The sequence below is a fragment of the Nocardioides sp. genome, from assembly GCF_030019515.1.
Classification (GTDB): domain Bacteria; phylum Actinomycetota; class Actinomycetes; order Propionibacteriales; family Nocardioidaceae; genus Nocardioides.
Window position 1 is genome coordinate 140,707 of sequence record NZ_JASEEQ010000007.1, and the last position, 17,092, is coordinate 157,798.

Sequence of the window (17,092 nt, forward strand, 5' to 3'; positions counted from 1 at the left end):
CAGGGACGCGCCAGCGGACCTGCTGGTGGTGGTCGAGCGAGCCGCGCGACCGAGCGTGCGAGGTCGCGACCGGCGTGTCGAGACCCAGTCGCTCAGCTGACTCCTGAGCCACCGGCGAGCAGGTCGCCCACCTGGCGCAGCCCGTCGAGGTCGTGGACGTCGCCGGCGAGCGCCGGCACCACCGCCGTGGGCACCTGCGGGTGCGCGGCGGCGAACCGCTCGCGCAGCAGCACCTCGCGCTCGACGATCCGGGTCTGGTCGGCGTGCAGGCACAGCAGCCCGGCGGTCAATGAGCCCGGGTCCTGCTTGCGCAGCCGCTCCGAGGCGGCCATCGCCTCGTCGGCCGAGAGCGAGCCCGGCGGCACCGGGGTCGCCCGGTTGACGATCAGCCCCGCCAGCGGCATGTCGTCCTCGCTGAGCCGCTCGACGAAGTACGCCGCCTCGCGCAGCGCGTCCGGCTCCGGCGCGGCCACCACGAGGAACGCCGTGCCGTCGGCCTGGAGCAGCCGGAACGTCTGCTGCGCCCGGACCCGGAACCCCCCGAAGAGGGTGTCGAACGCGGCGACGAAGGTCTGCATGTCGCGCAGCACCTGTGCGCCCAGGATCCGGTTGAGCGCGTTGGTGATCAGCCCGAGCCCGGCGGTCATCATCCGCGCCGGTCCCCGTGCCGGGGTCAGCAGCAGCCGGATGAAGCGCCCGTCGAGGAAGCTCGAGAGCCGCTCCGGCGCGTCGAGGAAGTCGAGCGCCGACCGAGAGGGCGGGGTGTCGACGACGATGAGGTCGTAGCTACCGTCGCGTCGGGCGTCGGCGTGGATCTGCCCGAGCTTCTCCATCGCCATGTACTCCTGGGTGCCGGCGAACGAGCTCGACAGAGCGATGTAGAAGGGGTTGTCCAGGATCTGGCGGGCCTTGTCCGGGTTGGCCTGGCTCTCGACCACCTCGTCGAAGGTGCGCTTCATGTCCAGCATCATCGCGTCGAGGCTGCCGCCCTTGCGGTTGCCCTTGGCGTTGGTGCGTAGGCCGCTGACCGGCCGGGGCGTGTTGTCGAGCTGCTCGATGCCCATCGACTGGGCCAGCCGCCGGGCCGGATCGATGGTCAGGACGACGACCCGGCGGCCGCGTTCGGCCGCGCGCAGCGCCAGCGCCGCCGACGCGGTCGTCTTGCCGACGCCGCCCGAGCCGCAGCACACGATGATGCCGGTGCCGTGGTCGTCCAGGAGCGCGTCGACGTCGAGGGCGGGTGCCGGGCTCGGAGCCGTGGCCAGCGGGCCCACCCGGGTGCGGGTCTTGCGCGCGGTGCTCATGCCAGCCCCTGGTTCTTCAGGTCGGCGGCCAGCTCGTACAGGCCGCCGAGGTCGACGCCCCCGGTCAGGCGCGGCAGCTCGAACGTCGGCAGTCCGAACGAGTCGACCACCGCGCGCTGCGCGTCCTCCAGCTCCCGCCGCTCGGCGTGGTCGCGGACCTCGGCGACCAGGCCGGCCACCAGCGAGGCCCCGCCGGCCACGCCGGAGCGGTCCAGGTCGGCCTCGACCCGCGCGGTGTCGAGGCGGCCGGCGACGGCGGCCTCGAGGTCGGCGGCGGTGATGTCCCGGGGCCGCACCTGGTTGACGATCACGCCGCCGACCGGGATCCGGGCCCCGCGCAGCTCGGCGATCCCGTCGGCCGTCTCCTGCACGGGCATCTCCTCCAGGACCGTGACCAGGTGGACCAGCGTCCGCGGCGAGCGGAACAGCGTCATCACGGTGTCCGCCTGGCCCTTGATCGGCCCGACCTTCGCCAGCCCGGCCAGTTCCTCGTTCACGTTGAGGAACCGGGTGATCCGCCCGGTCGGCGGGGCGTCCAGCACGACGGCGTCGTACCGGGTCGCGTTGCGGTTGCGGCTGTTGCGCTGCACGGCCTCGAAGACCTTCCCGGTGAGCAGCACGTCGCGGACGCCCGGGGCGATCGTGGTCGCGAACTCGATGACGCCGAAGCGGTCCAGCGCGCGACCTGCGCGGCCGAGCTTGTAGTACATGGCGAGGTACTCCAGCAGCGCGGACTCCGGGTCGATGTGCAGCGCGTGCACGACGCCGGGCGCGCGACCGTCGTGGTGCAGCCCGGTCGCGATCCGGCGCTCCTCGTAGGGCAGCGGGTCGACGTCGAACATCCGGGCGATCCCCTGCCGGCCCTCGACCTCGCACAGCAGCACCTGCTGGCCCTGGGAGGCCAGGCCGAGCGCGAGCGCCGCGGCCACCGTGGACTTGCCGGTGCCGCCCTTGCCGGTCACCACGTGCAGGCGCACGCGCGACCAGTCGGGCGTGTTCGTGGACGAGGCCATGGGGCTGAGCCTAGGGCGTGGCCCTGAATTCTCGGCCGTCGCGAGCGGCGCGCAGCAGGGCAGGCCACCTGGGATCGAGAGCCACGCCCTGAGTGGCGTGGGGCGGGCCCTAGGATCGACGAGACCCGGGTCACAGCAGGTGCCGGGGGAGGAGGAGTTGGCGTGGACAAGGTGGTGGCGTCAGCGGCAGCGGCGGTGGCGGACATCTCGGACGGGTCGACGTTGTCGGTCGGTGGGTTCGGGCTGTGTGGGATCCCGTCGGTGCTGGTCCGGGCGGTTCTCGACGGTGGCACGCGGGATCTGGAGGTGGTCTCGAACAATGCCGGCGTGGACGGGTGGGGTCTGGGCCTGCTGCTCGGCGCCGGTCGGCTGCGGCGGGTGGTGGCGTCGTACGTCGGGGAGAACAAGGAGTTCGCCCGGCAGTTCCTGGCCGGTGAGCTGGAGGTGGAGCTGACCCCGCAGGGCACGCTCGCGGAGCGGATGCGTGCGGGTGGCTCGGGGATCCCGGCGTTCTTCACCGCAACCGGGGTGGGCACGCAGGTGGCCGAGGGTGGGCTGCCGTGGCGCTACGACGCGGCGGGCAATGTCGTGAAGTCCTCGCCGCCCAAGCAGACCCAGGTCTTCGAGACCGCGGAGGGTCCCCGGGAGTTCGTGCTCGAGCACGCGATCGTGGCGGACTTCGGACTGGTGCGGGCCTGGAAGGGCGACCGGCACGGCAACCTGGTGTTCCGCGACTCGGCGCGCAACTTCAACCCGTTGGCGGCGATGTGCGGGCGGGTCACGATCGCCGAGGTCGAGGAGCTGGTCGAGCCGGGCGAGATCGACCCGAACCAGGTGCACACGCCGGGGGTGTTCGTGCAGCGGGTGGTGGCGCTGAGCCCGGAGCAGGCCGCTGACAAGCGGATCGAGAAGCGGACCGTGCGTCCGCGAGAGGAGCGTGCGTGATGGCCTGGTCGCGTGAGGAGATGGCCGCGCGGGCGGCCTCGGAGCTGCACGACGGGTCGTACGTCAACCTCGGGATCGGGCTGCCGACGCTGGTGCCCAACTACGTCGGCGACGACGTGGAGCTGGTGCTGCAGTCCGAGAACGGGATCCTCGGGGTGGGCGCCTACCCGTGGGAGGGCGAGGAGGACCCGGACCTGATCAACGCGGGCAAGGAGACGGTCACGCTGCGCCGCGGGGCGTCGTTCTTCGACTCCGCGACCAGCTTCGGGATGATCCGCGGCGGCAAGATCGACGCCGCGATCCTGGGCGCGATGCAGGTCTCGGAGGCCGGGGACATCGCGAACTGGATGATCCCGGGGAAGATGGTCAAGGGCATGGGCGGCGCGATGGACCTGGTCCACGGCGCCAAGCGGGTGATCGTGCTGATGGAGCACGTCGCCAAGGACGGCTCCTACAAGATCGTGAACGAGTGCTCGCTGCCCTACACCGGCAAGCGTGTGGTGCAGCGGATCATCACCGACCTGTGCGTCCTCGACATCACCCCAGCCTCAGCGGGGGGCGGCCTCAAGTTGGTCGAGCTCGCGCCGGACGTCACCCTCGACGAGGTCCGCGAGAAGACCGAGCCGGAGCTGGTCGCCTGATGGCAGCCGGGCGGCAGCCGCCCACGAGGTTCCAGAGCCTGTGCGTCGACGAGGTCGACCCGGCGCCGATCGGAGCGCTGGGCTAGGCGATCGAGCCGAGGCCCTCGCGAGCGCGGGTGGCGGGGAGGGTACGACGAGCGGCATACCGCGCCGCGACGGCGCTGGTGTAGGCGAGCCGGCGCCGGGCGGCAACGCCGTCGGGGTTCGAGTGCGGCGTGACCAGGTGCGGGTCGAGGGCCTCGGCGAGGGCGTCGCGCAGGAGCACCAGCGCCTCCGCCCGCAGCTGCGAGATCCGCGACTCGCTCACCCCGAGCTCGGCGGCCAGCTCGGCCATCGGGCGTTGCTCGATGAAGTAGCCGCGCACCACGTGGCGCAGCCGCTCGGGAAGCTCCTCGACGGCTGCCGCGAGGTACTGCGAGCGCTCGACCTGCAGGGCCGCCTCCTCGGGCCCCGGATCGCGCCCGACCAGCCTCTCGACGAACCCGGCGTTCGGACCGGCGTCGAGGGGGAGCACCACCGCGCGAGCGACCTCCGAGTCGGCGTGGCCGATCTCCTTGGGGGTGATCCCCAGCGTCTCGGCGACCGCCGCGTCGTCGGGGAACTCGCCGAGGGTGGCGGCCAGACGGACGCGTGCCGCCTCGATCTCCCGGGCCCGGCGGCGCACCGAGCGCGAGGCCCAGTCGACCGAGCGGAGCTCGTCGACCAGCGCGCCCCGGATCCGGGTGCTGGCATAGCCGGCGAACGGTACGCCCCGCTCCGGGTCGAACCCACGAGCCGCCTGGACGAGGGCGAGCAGGCCGGCGGAGTGCAGGTCGTTGCGGTCCATGTAGGACGGCACCCGCGCCATCGTCTCGCGCACCAGGTGCGCCACCAGCGGCACGTGCTGGACGGCCAGCTGATCGCGCTCGGCGATCGCCAAGGGAGTGGAATGACCCGAGTTCACGGGAGTAGTGACTCATATCCGGACCGGTCATGACGCGAAAACAAGGGGAATGGTCCCGGAGACCACCCACCCGGTCGACATCGTCTTCCGAGGCGTGCCGATCGACCCATCTCGGGCTCCCCCGAGTGGGCCATGCCGACACTGCCGTCGACCGCCGCGACGGGCCATGCCCGATGACCCGGCCGGACTACCGGCCGGCTGCACCTTCGAGGCGGGCCGACGTCCTGTTGTCCCTGTGCCCGACTGGCCCGTTCCTGCCCCGCCTGGGGCTGACCGTCGCCCCCAGGCTCGCGTCCGCGGCGACCCGGGTCGGCTCGCCGCCCATCATCTGTTGTCCGCGGGTCGATCCGGTGCGCGACACGCGGACGTCGACCCGGTGGCCGTCGATCGACGACCTGCTCGCTACCGGCACGCACACCCTCAGGCGGGCCGGCGCCGGACTGTCGGCGTCGCCGAGACGTCCGGCCCGGATCCTGGCCACCGTGGTCCGACGCCGGAAGCCAGGACGTGGCTCTCAGTCCCATGGCCTGCTGCGCGCCGCCCATCGCTCGCGACGGCCGAGAATCGAGAGCCACGCCTAGCCTCCTTCGCCGTGGGCGCGCGGGGCTTCCGGTGATCTGCGGGCACAGGTCTAGCCGTCCTCAAGGTGGTGGTTGGGAGCGCCGAAGCCCGAGATGACAACGGCGTGAGCCGCCATCGCTTCCCCAGGAGAACAGCGCACCATGACCGATCCGGAGGTCAACGAGCCCAACAGGTTCACCGCGTCAGACCGTGGACCCTCCCGTCGACTCGGGACCGCCGACGCGGACCGGCTGGCCGTGGAGCACGTACCGCTGGTGGCGCACGTGGTGTACGAGACGCTCGCGAGGGTGCCGTCGTACGTCGACCGCAACGACCTGCGCTCGGCCGGCCTGCTGGCCCTGGTGGCCGCCGCTCGGTCCTTCGACCCCGAGCGGGGGGTGCCGTTCGCCCGGTACGCCATGCCGCGGATCCGTGGGGCGATGGTCGATGAGCTGCGCTCGGTCGACTGGGCCTCGCGCTCGGTGCGCCGCCGGGCCCGGGAGATCGAGGAGGCGCGGGCCCGCCTGGCCGCGACGCTCGGCGAGTTCCCGGACGACGAGACCGTCGCCGCCGCGCTCGGGATGACCCTGGACGAGGTCAACCGGGTCGACTCCGAGGCCGCCCGGGGGACGGTGCTGCCCCTCGACGCCGGCGCCCAGCAGGGGCTGGCCGAGGTCCTGCCGGTCCGCGAGGCGGGTCCGGAGGAGCGGGCCGTGCACCTCGAGCGGGTGCGCTACCTGGCCGACGCGGTCGAGGAGCTCCCCGAGCGGATGCGCGTCGTGGTGCGCGGCTACTTCCTCGAGGAGCGCCCGATGGCCGAGCTGGCCGCGGAGCTCGGGGTCACCGAGTCCCGGGTCTCCCAGGTCCGGGCCGAGGCGCTCACGCTGCTGCGCGACGCCCTCGGTGAGGCCTTCGACCCGCACCTCGCCACGCCGCACCCGAACCCGGCCGGGGTGGCCGCCCGGCGCCGGCTCGCCTACACCAGCGCCGTCGCCGCACGGTACGCCGCACGCCGCTCGATGCCCGCCCGCCGGCCGCACCGGGGGCTGGAGTCCACCGCGTAGACGCCGCCGCTCATCAGCGTCCTGGAACCGGGCCGAGCCCGGTCGCGTCCGTCCCCGGGCGGACCCGGCGTACGCCCCGAGTAGGGTGCCGGACATGACCAAGTGGGAGTACCTGACCGCCCCGATCCTGACGCACGCGGCCAAGCAGATCCTGGACAACTTCGGCGCCGACGGGTGGGAGCTGGTGCAGGTCGCTCCCGGGCCGAACCCAGAGAACCTCGTCGGCTTCTTCAAGCGGCCGCTGGCATGACGTCCCCCGAGGAGCGGCTCGCCGAGCTCGGCCTGGCCGTGCCCGAGGTCGCCAAGCCGGTGGCGGCGTACGTGCCGGCCGTGGTGTCCGGCGACCTGGTGTTCACCTCCGGCCAGCTGCCGATGCGCGACGGCGAGCTGATGGTGACCGGGAAGGTCGGCGGCGAGGTGAGCCCCGAGGAGGCGGCCCTGTGCGCGCAGCAGTGCGCGCTGAACGCCATCGCGGCGGTGAAGTCGATGATCGGCGACCTCGGCCGCGTCGCCCAGGTCGTCAAGGTCGTCGCGTTCGTCGCCTCCACGCCGGACTTCACCGGGCAGCCGCAGGTCGCGAACGGCGCCTCGGAGCTGTTCGGCAAGGTCTTCGGCGACAGCGGCGTGCACGCGCGCTCCGCCGTCGGTGTCCCGGTCCTGCCCCTGGACGCGCCCGTCGAGGTCGAGATCGTGGTGCGGGTGGCCTCGTGAGACCGGCACCGTGAGGATCCCGATCCCGCCGATCCCGCTCCCGGCGCACGTCGTCGAGCTCGCCCGCGAGTACGCCGACGGCACGCGTGAGCCGGCCGAGCCGCGGGAGGCCGCGACGGTGATCCTGATGCGCCCCTCCGAGCACGGTCCGGCGGTGTACTACCTGCGCCGGCACACCTCGATGGAGTTCGCCGGGGGCATGTGCGTCTACCCCGGCGGCGGGGTGGACCCGCGCGACTTCGACACGACCGTCGCCTGGGCGGGCCCCAGCCCGGCGGAGTGGGCCGAGCGCCTCGGCTGTGACGAGGAGAGGGCGCGGGCGCTGGTGTGCGCCGCGGTGCGGGAGACCTTCGAGGAGTCCGGCGTGCTGCTGGCCGGCGCCTCGGCGCAGGAGGTCGTCGCCGACACCACCGGGGCGGACTGGGAGGCCGACCGGCACGCCCTGGAGTCGCGTGAGCTCGCGATGACCTCGTTCCTCTCCGCCCGTGGCCTGGTGCTGCGCACCGACCTGCTCGGCGTCTGGGGCGGCTGGCTGACCCCCGCCTTCGAACCGAAGCGCTATCGCACCTGGTTCTTCGTCGCCCTGCTGCCCGAGGGCCAGCGGACTCGCGACGTCTCGACGGAGTCGGCGTCGGTGACCTGGCTGCCGGCGGCCGACGCCGTGGCGCAGGCCGAGCGCGGCGAGATGCTGATGATGCCGCCGACGTACCTCACCTCGCTGGAGGTCGCACAGCTCGCGACCCCGGAGGAGGTGATCGCCGCGGCGCACGGGCGGGTCGTCGAGATGCACACGCCGGTCGTCGAGCCCCTCGACGACGAGGGCTGGACGCTCTCCGTCCCGGTCCACCACCGCTCGATCCTGGCCGCGCACCGCGGCGCCTGACGTGGGCTGGTCCGGCGGGGCCTTCGGGTCGCGGGGGACGTGCGTGCTCGCGCCGAACCCCGACCTGATGACGCTGGACGGCACCAACACCTGGGTGCTGCGTGAGCCCGGGGCGCGCCGCTCGGTCGTCGTCGACCCGGGCCCGGCGATCCCCGCCCACCTCGACGCGGTCGCGTCGGAGGCCGGCGAGGTCGGCGTGGTGCTGCTGACCCATCACCACGCGGACCACGCCGAGGCGGCGCGGGAGTTCGCCGAGCGGATGGGGTGCGGGGTCCGGGCCCTGGACCCGGCGTACCGCCTGGGCACCGAGGGCCTCGGCGACGGCGACGTGGTCTCCGTCGACGGGCTGGAGATCCGGGTGGTCGGGACACCCGGGCACACGGCCGACTCCCTGTCCTTCCTGGTGCCGGCCGACGGGGTCGTCCTCACCGGGGACACCGTGCTCGGGCGCGGGACCACCGTCGTCGCGCACCCCGACGGCCGGCTCGGGGCCTACCTGGACTCCCTGGACCGGCTGCACGCGCTGGCGTCGGCCCACGAGGTCGCGTCGATCTGGCCCGGGCACGGCCCGGTCATCGCCGACGCGCTCGGGGTCCTGGACCACTACCGCGCCCACCGCAGGCAGCGGCTCGAGCAGGTGCGCGCCGCGCTGGAGACGCTGCGGGCCGCGCCGCACCCCGAGGGGCTGGCCGCGGACGAGCTGCCGCGTCGGGTCGTCGAGATCGTCTACTCCGACGTCGACCCGGTGCTGTGGGGTGCTGCCGAGCTGTCGGTCCGGGCGCAGCTGGCCTACCTGGCCGAGCACCGCTGACGGCGTACGCCGGCCTTGCGGCCGGTCCGCCACGGCCGGCCCGGGGGAGTGGGGGTCAGTGCGGGGTCGGCCTCGGGGGCTGGTGGGCAATCCCTGCACTTCTGGGCCGAAGTTTCGGCCGAACAGTGCTGGTTTCCCCGGGTACCCGGGGAAACCGACCCGGGCCTAGCGGGCGCGGCGGCCCAGACGCTCGACGTCCATGATCACGACCGAGCGGGGCTCGAGGCGCAGCCAGCCGCGGGAGGCGAAGTCGGCGAGCGCCTTGTTCACGGTCTCCCGGGAGGCGCCGACCAGCTGGGCCAGCTCCTCCTGGGTGAGGTCGTGGTGCACGTGCACGCCGTCGTCGGCGGTGCGTCCGAACCGGTCGGCGAGGTCGAGGAGCGCCTTGGCGACCCGGCCGGGGACGTCGGAGAACACCAGGTCGGCGACCACGTCGTTGGCCTTGCGCAGCCGGCCGGCGAGCTGGGTGAGCAGTCCGCGGGCGACGACGGGGCGGCCCTCGAGCCAGCGCAGCAGGTCCTCGTGGGACAGCGAGGCGAACGTGGCGTCGGTGACGGCGGTGACGGTGGCCGAGCGCGGCCCCGGGTCGAAGAGCGAGAGCTCGCCGAACATCTGGCCGGGGCCGAGGATCGCCAGGAGGTTCTCGCGGCCGTCGGAGGAGGTGCGGCCGAGCTTCACCTTGCCGTCGAGCACGATGTAGAGCTTGTCGCCGGAGTCGCCCTCGTGGAACAGCACGTCGCCGCGGCGCAGCTTGCTCTCCGTCATCGACGCGCGCAGTGCGGTCGCGGCCTCGTCGTCGAGCGCACTGAACAGCGGCGCCTGACGGAGTACGTCGTTGTCCACGGGATCCTCCTCGTGAGATGGCCCGCAGCACACGGGTTACGCGCTGATCCTATCCAGTGGGAAAGGTCACAGGAACAACCGCCCGGCATATGTCGGGGTGCGCCGGCCGGTCACCGGTCCGCGCCGTCGGCGGCTCGCCGTACCCTTGGGCCCGTGCCCGAAGCCCCCGAGCCCCGCACCGGTCTGGTCCGGCGCGCCCGCAAGATCGACCGGGTGCTCGCCGAGACCTACCCCGACGCCCGGTGCGAGCTGGACTTCGACAACCCCTTCGAGCTGCTCGTCGTGACCGTGCTGTCGGCGCAGACCACCGACAAGCGGGTCAACGCGGTGCGGCCCACCCTGTTCGCCGCCTACCCCGACGCGAAGGCGATGGCCGGCGCCGACCGGGCGACCCTCGAGGGGATCGTCGGGCCGCTGGGCTTCTTCCGCGCCAAGACCGAATCGCTGCTCAAGTTGGGCGCCGCCCTCGTCGAGCGGCACGGCGGGCAGGTGCCGCCCCGGCTCGAGGACCTGGTGCAGCTGCCCGGTGTCGGTCGCAAGACCGCGAACGTCGTGCTCGGCAACGCCTTCGGGATCCCCGGCATCACCGTCGACACCCACTTCGGCCGGCTCTCCCGTCGGTTCGCCTGGACCGAGGAGACCGACCCGGTCAAGGTCGAGCACGCCGTCGGCGCCCTGTTCGAGAAGCGCGACTGGACGATGCTCAGCCACCACCTGATCTGGCACGGCCGGCGCGTCTGCCACGCCCGCAACCCCGCCTGCGGCGCCTGCCCGGTCGCGCGGTGGTGCCCGGCGTACGGCGAGGGCCCGACCGACCCCGTCGCCGCGGCGAAGCTGGTCAAGACCGAGGGCCGGGCATGACCACGCCACGGCTCTGCGGGGCCCCCGGATGAGACGGGTGCTCCTGGCCGCGCTCGCCGTGGCCCTGCTGGTGCTGAGCGCCTGCGACTCCACGGACCTGCCGAAGCCGCCCGGCCAGGCGAAGGTCGACGTCGACACCCCGGCGCTGCGGGCGATCCGCGCCGACGCCGGCATCGAGCCGTGCCGGCCGGGGGCGGGTGCGCCGGTCGACGGCGGCCTGCCCGACGTCACCCTGTCCTGCCTCGGCGGCGGGGCCGACGTCGAGCTCGCGTCCCTCCGCGGCCCGGTGGTGGTCAACCTGTGGGCGTCGTGGTGCGGCCCGTGCCGGCGGGAGATGCCGATCTACCAGCAGTTCTACGAGAGGTACGGCGACCGGGTCGGCGTCGTCGGCATCGACTACAACGACGTCCAGCCGCAGGCGGCGCTCGAGCTCGCGCGCACGACCGGCGTCACCTACCCGCTGCTCGCCGACCCCGGCTCGAGCCTCGAGGGCACCGACGCCTTCCCGACCATCCCCGGGCTGCCCTGGGTCGTCCTGGTCGACGCCGACGGCGAGGTCGTGCACAAGCAGCCGATCGAGATCACCAGCGTCGACCAGCTCGTCGACCTGGTGGACGAGCACCTCGGGACCGACCTGTGATCCCCGACTGGCTGGTGCCGGTGCGCGACGGCGCGGCGGCGATCTCCGCCGACCAGCTCACCAGGTTCACCCCGCCCCCGGGCGGCGACGCCCGGACCGGGGCGGTGCTGATGCTCTTCGGTGAGGGCGAGCGGGGCGGCGAGCTGCTGCTCACCGAGCGGGCCCACGACATGCGCTCCCACCCGGGCCAGGTGTCCTTCCCCGGCGGCTCCCTCGACCCCGGCGAGACGCCGGTCGAGGCCGCGCTCCGCGAGGCCGAGGAGGAGGTCGGGGTGGACCCGGCCTCGGTCGAGGTGTTCGGCCGGCTGCCGGAGCTGTGGCTGCCGCCGAGCAACTTCGCGGTCACTCCGGTCCTCGGCTGGTGGCGCGTCCCCGGCGAGGTGAGCATCGTCAGCCACGCCGAGGTGCATGCGATCCACCGCGTGCCGATCGCTGAGCTGCTCGACCCCGAGCACCGGATCACGGTCCGCCACCCCCGAGGCGGCTACCAGAGCCCGGGGTTCCTCATCGGCCCCGACCACGACGTCATCCTCTGGGGCTTCACCGGCGGGATCATCGCCCGGCTCTTCGACTTCCTCGGGTGGACCCAGCCGTGGGACGAGTCGCGCCTGCGCGACCTGCCGTCGTACATGCTGCAGGCTGACCCACGACGCGGTCGGCTCCTCGACATCGAGGACGAGGACGAGGAGGAGGACGGGTGAACCTGCTCGACTGGCTCCTGGTCGTGCTCGTCCTCGCCTATGCCCTCTCGGGCTACTGGCAGGGCTTCATCACGGGCGCGTTCGCGACCGGGGGGCTGCTGCTCGGCGGCCTGTTCGGCGTCTGGCTCGCGCCGGTGGCGCTCGGCGACGCCAACCCCTCCCTGATGGTCTCCCTCGGGGCCCTGTTCGTCGTGATCCTGTCCGCGTCGCTGGGCCAGGCCGTGCTCCAGTTCGCCGGCGCCCGGATCCGCGAGCGGATCACCTGGCAGCCGGCCCGTGCCCTGGACGCCATCGGGGGCGCGCTGCTGAGCGCCGTGGCGGTGCTCGTGGTCGCCTGGGCCCTCGGCGTCGCGATCTCGGGCTCCCGGATCGGTGGCGTCACCCCGCTGGTGCGGGGCTCGAGCGTCCTCTCCCACGTCGACGAGGTGATGCCCGCCAGCGCCGACGGCGCGCTGCAGGCCTTCAACGACGTCGTCGGCACCAGCTTCTTCCCGCGCTACCTCGAGCCGTTCGCCCCGGAGCGGATCGTCGAGGTCGGCCCCGGCCCCACCCGGCTGCTCAAGGACCCCGACGTCGAGCGGGCCGGGTCGAGCGTGCTCAAGGTCCGCGGCACCAACGAGTGCGGCCGGGGCGTCGAGGGGTCCGGGTTCCTGTACGCCGGCAACCGGCTGATGACCAACGCGCACGTCGTGGCGGGCATCGACGACCCGGAGGTCGTCGTCGACGACGAGTCGGTCCCGGCGGACGTCGTCTACTACAACCCCGACATCGACGTGGCGGTGCTCTCCTTCGACAGCGGCGACCTGCCGGCGCTGCGCCTCAACCGGGGCGCGGGCGCCCCCGACGGAGTCGCGATCCTGGGCTATCCGCAGGACGGCCCCTACCACGTGGAGCCCGCCCGGATCCGCTCCGAGCAGCGGCTCCGCTCGCCCAACATCTACGGCGACGGCGCGGTGATCCGCGAGGTGTTCTCCCTGCGCGGGCGGATCCTGCCGGGCAACTCCGGCGGCCCGATCGTCTCCTCGGCCGGCGACGTGGTCGGCGTGGTGTTCGCCGCCTCGGTCACCGACCACGACACCGGCTACGCGCTGACCGCCGGGCAGGTCTCCGCCGCCGCCGCGGCGGGCCTGACCAGCTCCAGCCAGGTGTCCACCGGTGGGTGCGCGGGATGACCGGGTAGAGGTCGGCGGGTACACCACCGGGTCCCGACACGCCGGTCGCGGCCTCGTTCCTCAGCCGCGCGGCCTGCTCGACCTCTCCGCCAGAGCGTCTGCCGCTGACGCGGCGTCCGCTCAGCTGCGACCTTTGAGCGCCTTGGGGATCTCGCGGCCCTGCTCGATCGCCCGCTCGGGGGCGCGGACCTGCTTGACCTTGCGGATGCCGACGAACACCATCAGGCCCGCGAGCAGCAGGTAGAACCCGAACACGATGAGGAACGCCCAGTGCAGGGCGAGGCCGTCGCCGTTCCAGTTGATGAAGTACGCGATGGCGACCGACAGCATGATGATCGCGAGGACCGCGACGAAGCCGGCGGCCGCGAAGAGGCCGATCCCGATGCCGCCGGCCTGCACGCTGACCTTCAGCTCGGACTTGGCGAGCTGGATCTCCTTCTGGATCAGCGTGGAGATGTCCCGGCTGGCGTCGTGGACCAGACGGCCGATGGTCGGATCGCCCTCATCCGGAGGTGCAGCCTGGACCTGGTTGCTCGCCATGTGGCTCACCCTACCGAACGCTCACCCCTCGCCCGCGTCCTCCTGGTAGACGTCGGGTACCCCGTCGGCGTCGAGGTCGAGCTCCTCGACCTCGACGATCCGCCGGTAGGAGCGGTTGCGCATCCGGAGTACCCCGGTCGCGAGGATCGTGGCGACCAGCGAGCCGACCAGCACGCCCACCTTGACGTGGTCGTCCTGCGGGGTGCCGCTGCCGAACGCGAGCTCGCCGATCAGCAGCGAGACCGTGAACCCGATCCCGGCGAGCATCGCCAGGCCGATCACGTCGACCCAGCTCAGCTGGTCGTCGAGATCGGCGCGGGTGAAGGTCGCGAGCAGCCAGGTGGAGCCGGCGATCCCGACCGCCTTGCCCACGACCAGGCCGGTGACGACGCCGAGCGCGACCGGGTCGGAGAGGGCGTCCACCAGCCCGTCGAACCCCCCGACGGTGACCCCGGCGGCGAAGAACGCGAACACCGGTACGGCGACGCCGGCGGAGATCGGCCGAACCAGGTGCTCGAGGTGCTCGGCGAGCCCGGGGCCGTCCTGGCCGTCCGAGCGCAGGACCGGGACGGTGAACCCCAGCACCACTCCGGCCACGGTCGCGTGCACGCCGGACTCGTGCACCAGCACCCACGCGACCACGGCCAGGGGGATGAGCAGCCAGCCGCGGTGGATCCGCCGCTGCACCAGCATCGCGAAGGCCAGGACCGGAATCGCGGCGGCCGCGAGGTAGGCCAGGTGCAGCTCGTCGGTGTAGAAGAGCGCGATGATCGTGATGGCCAGCAGGTCGTCGACGACCGCCAGGGTGAGCAGGAAGGTCCGCAGCCCCGTCGGCAGGTGGGTGCTGATGACGGCGAGGATGGCGACCGCGAAGGCGATGTCGGTCGCCGTGGGGATCGCCCAGCCGCGCAGGGCCCCGTCCCCGCCGAGGTTCCACAGCACGTAGACGAGCGCGGGGGCCGCCATCCCGCCCATGGCGGCGACCACGGGCAGGGCCGCGCGGCGCGGGTCGCGGAGGTCGCCGGCCACGAACTCCCGCTTGAGCTCGAGGCCGGCCACGAAGAAGAAGATGGCCAGCAGGCCGTCCGCCGCCCAGGCGCCCAGGCTGAGGTCGAGATGCAACGCCTGCGGACCGACCCGCAGGTCGCGGAGGTCGGCGTACGAGGCCGACCACGGGGTGTTCGCCCAGATGATCGCCACGGCGGCGGCGGCGATCAGGAGCAGTCCGCCGGTGGTCTCCGCGCGCAGGATGTCGGCGGTCCGGGAGCTCTCCAGGAACGAGCCACGCGAGAACAGGCGCGGGCGGGTCGGGCGGCGTTCGGTCACGGGGGCTCCTCGGGGTCGTCGGTCCACGTGCCGACCAGACTTCCCGGCTCACCGACCCCCACCCTACGCGCCGACCCCGCCCGGGCCCCCGCCCACGCCACCCGCCCGAGGCCTCCGGGCGGGTGGCGACGCGCGGCTACGGGCCGCTCGAGGTCACTCCTCGGTCCTGCCCTCGTCCTGCTTGGCGGAGATCAGGTCCATGACCGAGGAGTCGGCGAGCGTGGTGACGTCGCCGACCTCCCGGCGCTCGGCCACGTCGCGCAGCAGCCGCCGCATGATCTTGCCGGAGCGGGTCTTGGGCAGCTCGGGGACGATCATGATCTGCCGTGGCGTCGCGATCGGCCCGATCTCCTTGCGGACGTGCTGGCGCAGCTCGGCGACGATGTCGTCGCCCCCGTCGCCGGCGTCCTCGCGGAGGATCACGAAGGCGCAGACCGCCTGGCCGGTGTCCTCGTCCTTGGCGCCGACGACCGCGGCCTCGGCGACCTTCGGGTGGGACACGAGCGCGGACTCGATCTCCGTGGTGGACAGGCGGTGGCCCGAGACGTTCATGACGTCGTCGACCCGGCCCAGGACCCAGATGTCGCCGTCCTCGTCCTTCTTCGCCCCGTCGCCGGCGAAGTAGTAGCCCTGCTTGGCGAAGCGTGACCAGTAGGTGTCCTTGTAGCGCTGGTCGTCGCCCCAGATCGTGCGCAGCATCGCGGGCCAGGGCGAGGTGAGCACGAGGTAGCCGCCCGACCCGTTGGGGACCGGCTCGCCCTCGTCGTTGACGACCTCCGAGGAGACGCCCGGGATCGCGGTCATCGCCGAGCCGGGCTTGCCGGCGGTGACGCCGGGCAGCGGGCTGATCATGATCGCGCCGGTCTCGGTCTGCCACCAGGTGTCGATGACGGGGGTCCGGTCGCCGCCGATGACGTGGCGGTACCAGATGTAGGCCTCGGGGTTGATCGGCTCACCCACGGAGCCGAGGATCCGCAAGGAGGACATGTCGAAGCCGTCGGGGATCTCGCGGCCCTGCTTCATGAACGAGCGGATCGCGGTCGGTGCCGTGTAGAAGATCGAGACCTTGTAGTCCTGGATGATCTGCCACCAGCGGCCGCGCTCGGGGCTGTCCGGCGTGCCCTCGTACATCACCTGCGTGGCACCGTTCGCCAGCGGGCCGTAGACGACGTAGGAGTGGCCGGTGACCCACCCGATGTCGGCGGAGCACCAGTAGACGTCGGTGTCGGGCTTGAGGTCGAAGACGGCCCAGTGGGTGTACGACGAGCCGACCAGGTAGCCACCGGTCGTGTGCAGGATGCCCTTCGGCTTGCCGGTGGTGCCCGAGGTGTACATGACGTAGAGCGGGTGCTCGGCGTCGAAGGACTCCGGGGTGTGCTCGGTCGACGCACCGCCGACCGCGTCGTGCCACCAGACGTCGACCGCGTCGTCCCACGCGACCTCCTGGCCGGTGCGACGCACGACGAGCACCTTCTCGACCGGGTGCCCGCCGGCCGCGGTCTTCGCGCGCGCGTCGTCGACCGCGGGCTTGAGCGCGGAGGCCGACCCGCGGCGGTAGCCGCCGTCGGAGGTGACCACGACCTTGGCCTGGCAGTCCTCGAGTCGCGAGGCGAGCGCGTCGGCCGAGAACCCGCCGAAGACCACGGTGTGCGGGGCGCCGATCCGGGCACAGGCGAGCATCGCCACCACGGCCTCGGGGATCATCGGCAGGTAGATCGCGACCCGGTCGCCGGTGCGCACGCCCAGGTCGGTCAGCGCGTTCGCCGCCCGGCAGACCTCGTCCTGGAGCTCGGCGTAGGTGATGTCCCGGGTGTCGTCGAGCGGCTCCCCGACCCAGTGCAGCGCGACCTTGTCACCGCGCCCGGCCGCGACATGCCGGTCGACGCAGTTGTACGCCGCGTTGAGCCGCCCGCCGACGAACCACTTGGCGAACGGCGCGTCGTCCCAGTCCAGCACCCGGTCCCAGCGTCGGTCCCAGTCCAGGCGCTCGGCCTGCTCGGCCCAGAACGCCTGCGGGTCGGCCGCGGCGCGGTCGTAGGCCTCGGCCGTCAGGTTCGCCGCCGCGGCGATCTGCGCCGGCGGCTCGAAACGGCGCTCCTCCTTGAGGAGGTTGGACAGGGTCTCGTCGCTCAC

18 protein-coding genes are annotated in these 17,092 nt (G+C 73.0%); 11 read left to right on the forward strand and 7 right to left on the reverse strand.

Annotated elements, in window-relative coordinates:
- Window positions 1-92: 92 nt before the first annotated feature.
- On the reverse strand, window positions 93-1,304 hold the full coding sequence (locus QMC84_RS11910; protein WP_300375010.1) for an ArsA-related P-loop ATPase: 1,212 nt from the start codon (window positions 1,302-1,304) through the stop codon (window positions 93-95).
- A complete protein-coding gene (locus tag QMC84_RS11915) occupies window positions 1,301-2,317 on the reverse strand; it encodes an ArsA-related P-loop ATPase (protein ID WP_300375012.1) in 1,017 nt (338 codons plus the stop codon). The genes QMC84_RS11910 and QMC84_RS11915 overlap by 4 nt, the downstream gene beginning before the upstream one ends.
- 162 nt (window positions 2,318-2,479) lie before the next feature.
- On the opposite strand from QMC84_RS11915, the gene QMC84_RS11920 reads away from it, so the two are divergent.
- Both QMC84_RS11920 and QMC84_RS11925 read left to right on the forward strand, forming a co-directional pair.
- Window positions 2,480-3,262, forward strand: a complete 783-nt coding sequence (locus tag QMC84_RS11920) for a CoA transferase subunit A (RefSeq protein WP_300375014.1) — start codon at window positions 2,480-2,482, stop codon at window positions 3,260-3,262.
- A complete protein-coding gene (locus QMC84_RS11925; protein WP_300375016.1) occupies window positions 3,262-3,903 on the forward strand; it encodes a CoA transferase subunit B in 642 nt (213 codons plus the stop codon). The genes QMC84_RS11920 and QMC84_RS11925 overlap by 1 nt, the downstream gene beginning before the upstream one ends.
- Before the next feature lie 82 nt (window positions 3,904-3,985).
- Here the strand turns inward: QMC84_RS11925 and QMC84_RS11930 are convergent, their stop codons facing one another.
- A complete protein-coding gene (locus tag QMC84_RS11930) occupies window positions 3,986-4,846 on the reverse strand; it encodes a sigma-70 family RNA polymerase sigma factor (RefSeq protein ID WP_300375018.1) in 861 nt (286 codons plus the stop codon).
- 722 nt (window positions 4,847-5,568) lie between these two features.
- Here QMC84_RS11930 and QMC84_RS11935 point away from each other — a divergent pair.
- The 5 genes from QMC84_RS11935 (at window position 5,569) to QMC84_RS11955 (ending at window position 8,876) form a co-directional block, all read left to right on the forward strand.
- Window positions 5,569-6,471: a sigma-70 family RNA polymerase sigma factor gene (locus QMC84_RS11935; protein ID WP_300375020.1), complete on the forward strand. Its 903-nt coding sequence runs from the start codon at window positions 5,569-5,571 to the stop codon at window positions 6,469-6,471.
- 94 nt (window positions 6,472-6,565) lie between these two features.
- On the forward strand, window positions 6,566-6,721 hold the full coding sequence (locus QMC84_RS11940) for a hypothetical protein (protein WP_011753830.1): 156 nt from the start codon (window positions 6,566-6,568) through the stop codon (window positions 6,719-6,721).
- Window positions 6,718-7,182 carry a RidA family protein gene (locus QMC84_RS11945; RefSeq protein ID WP_300375024.1) on the forward strand — a complete coding sequence of 155 codons (465 nt, stop codon included), beginning with the start codon at window positions 6,718-6,720 and terminating at the stop codon, window positions 7,180-7,182. Before QMC84_RS11940 ends, QMC84_RS11945 begins: the two co-directional genes overlap by 4 nt.
- A 10-nt stretch (window positions 7,183-7,192) precedes the next feature.
- Entirely contained in the window at window positions 7,193-8,065 is an 873-nt protein-coding gene (locus QMC84_RS11950) for an NUDIX hydrolase (protein WP_300375025.1), read from the forward strand.
- A gap of 43 nt (window positions 8,066-8,108) precedes the next feature.
- A complete protein-coding gene (locus QMC84_RS11955; RefSeq protein ID WP_300375026.1) occupies window positions 8,109-8,876 on the forward strand; it encodes an MBL fold metallo-hydrolase in 768 nt (255 codons plus the stop codon).
- Between the two features lie 165 nt (window positions 8,877-9,041).
- On the opposite strand, the gene QMC84_RS11960 is transcribed toward QMC84_RS11955, so the two are convergent.
- Complete coding sequence (locus tag QMC84_RS11960; protein ID WP_300375027.1) at window positions 9,042-9,719, reverse strand: Crp/Fnr family transcriptional regulator; 678 nt, start codon at window positions 9,717-9,719, stop codon at window positions 9,042-9,044.
- A 153-nt stretch (window positions 9,720-9,872) separates the two neighbouring features.
- On the opposite strand from QMC84_RS11960, the gene nth reads away from it, so the two are divergent.
- The 4 genes from nth to QMC84_RS11980 are packed head-to-tail and all read left to right on the forward strand — an operon-like array spanning window position 9,873 to window position 13,093.
- A complete protein-coding gene (gene nth / locus QMC84_RS11965) occupies window positions 9,873-10,580 on the forward strand; it encodes an endonuclease III (RefSeq protein WP_300375028.1) in 708 nt (235 codons plus the stop codon).
- Between the two features lie 28 nt (window positions 10,581-10,608).
- Complete coding sequence (locus QMC84_RS11970) at window positions 10,609-11,220, forward strand: TlpA disulfide reductase family protein (RefSeq protein WP_300375029.1); 612 nt, start codon at window positions 10,609-10,611, stop codon at window positions 11,218-11,220.
- The gene (locus QMC84_RS11975; protein ID WP_300375030.1) at window positions 11,217-11,921 is read left to right on the forward strand and encodes a CoA pyrophosphatase; all 705 of its coding nucleotides are present in this window, start codon (window positions 11,217-11,219) and stop codon (window positions 11,919-11,921) included. Before QMC84_RS11970 ends, QMC84_RS11975 begins: the two co-directional genes overlap by 4 nt.
- Window positions 11,918-13,093 (forward strand): MarP family serine protease, encoded by a 1,176-nt coding sequence (locus QMC84_RS11980; RefSeq protein WP_300375031.1) that lies wholly within the window; start codon window positions 11,918-11,920, stop codon window positions 13,091-13,093. The genes QMC84_RS11975 and QMC84_RS11980 overlap by 4 nt, the downstream gene beginning before the upstream one ends.
- A 120-nt stretch (window positions 13,094-13,213) precedes the next feature.
- Here QMC84_RS11980 and QMC84_RS11985 read toward each other — a convergent pair whose 3' ends face one another.
- The 3 genes from QMC84_RS11985 to acs all read right to left on the reverse strand — a co-directional run bounded on the left by QMC84_RS11985 (window position 13,214) and on the right by acs (window position 17,092).
- A complete protein-coding gene (locus QMC84_RS11985; protein ID WP_300375032.1) occupies window positions 13,214-13,633 on the reverse strand; it encodes a phage holin family protein in 420 nt (139 codons plus the stop codon).
- Window positions 13,634-13,654: 21 nt separating this feature from the next.
- A complete protein-coding gene (nhaA, locus tag QMC84_RS11990; RefSeq protein WP_300375033.1) occupies window positions 13,655-14,959 on the reverse strand; it encodes a Na+/H+ antiporter NhaA in 1,305 nt (434 codons plus the stop codon).
- 153 nt (window positions 14,960-15,112) lie between these two features.
- Window positions 15,113-17,092: an acetate--CoA ligase gene (gene acs, locus QMC84_RS11995; protein WP_300375034.1), complete on the reverse strand. Its 1,980-nt coding sequence runs from the start codon at window positions 17,090-17,092 to the stop codon at window positions 15,113-15,115.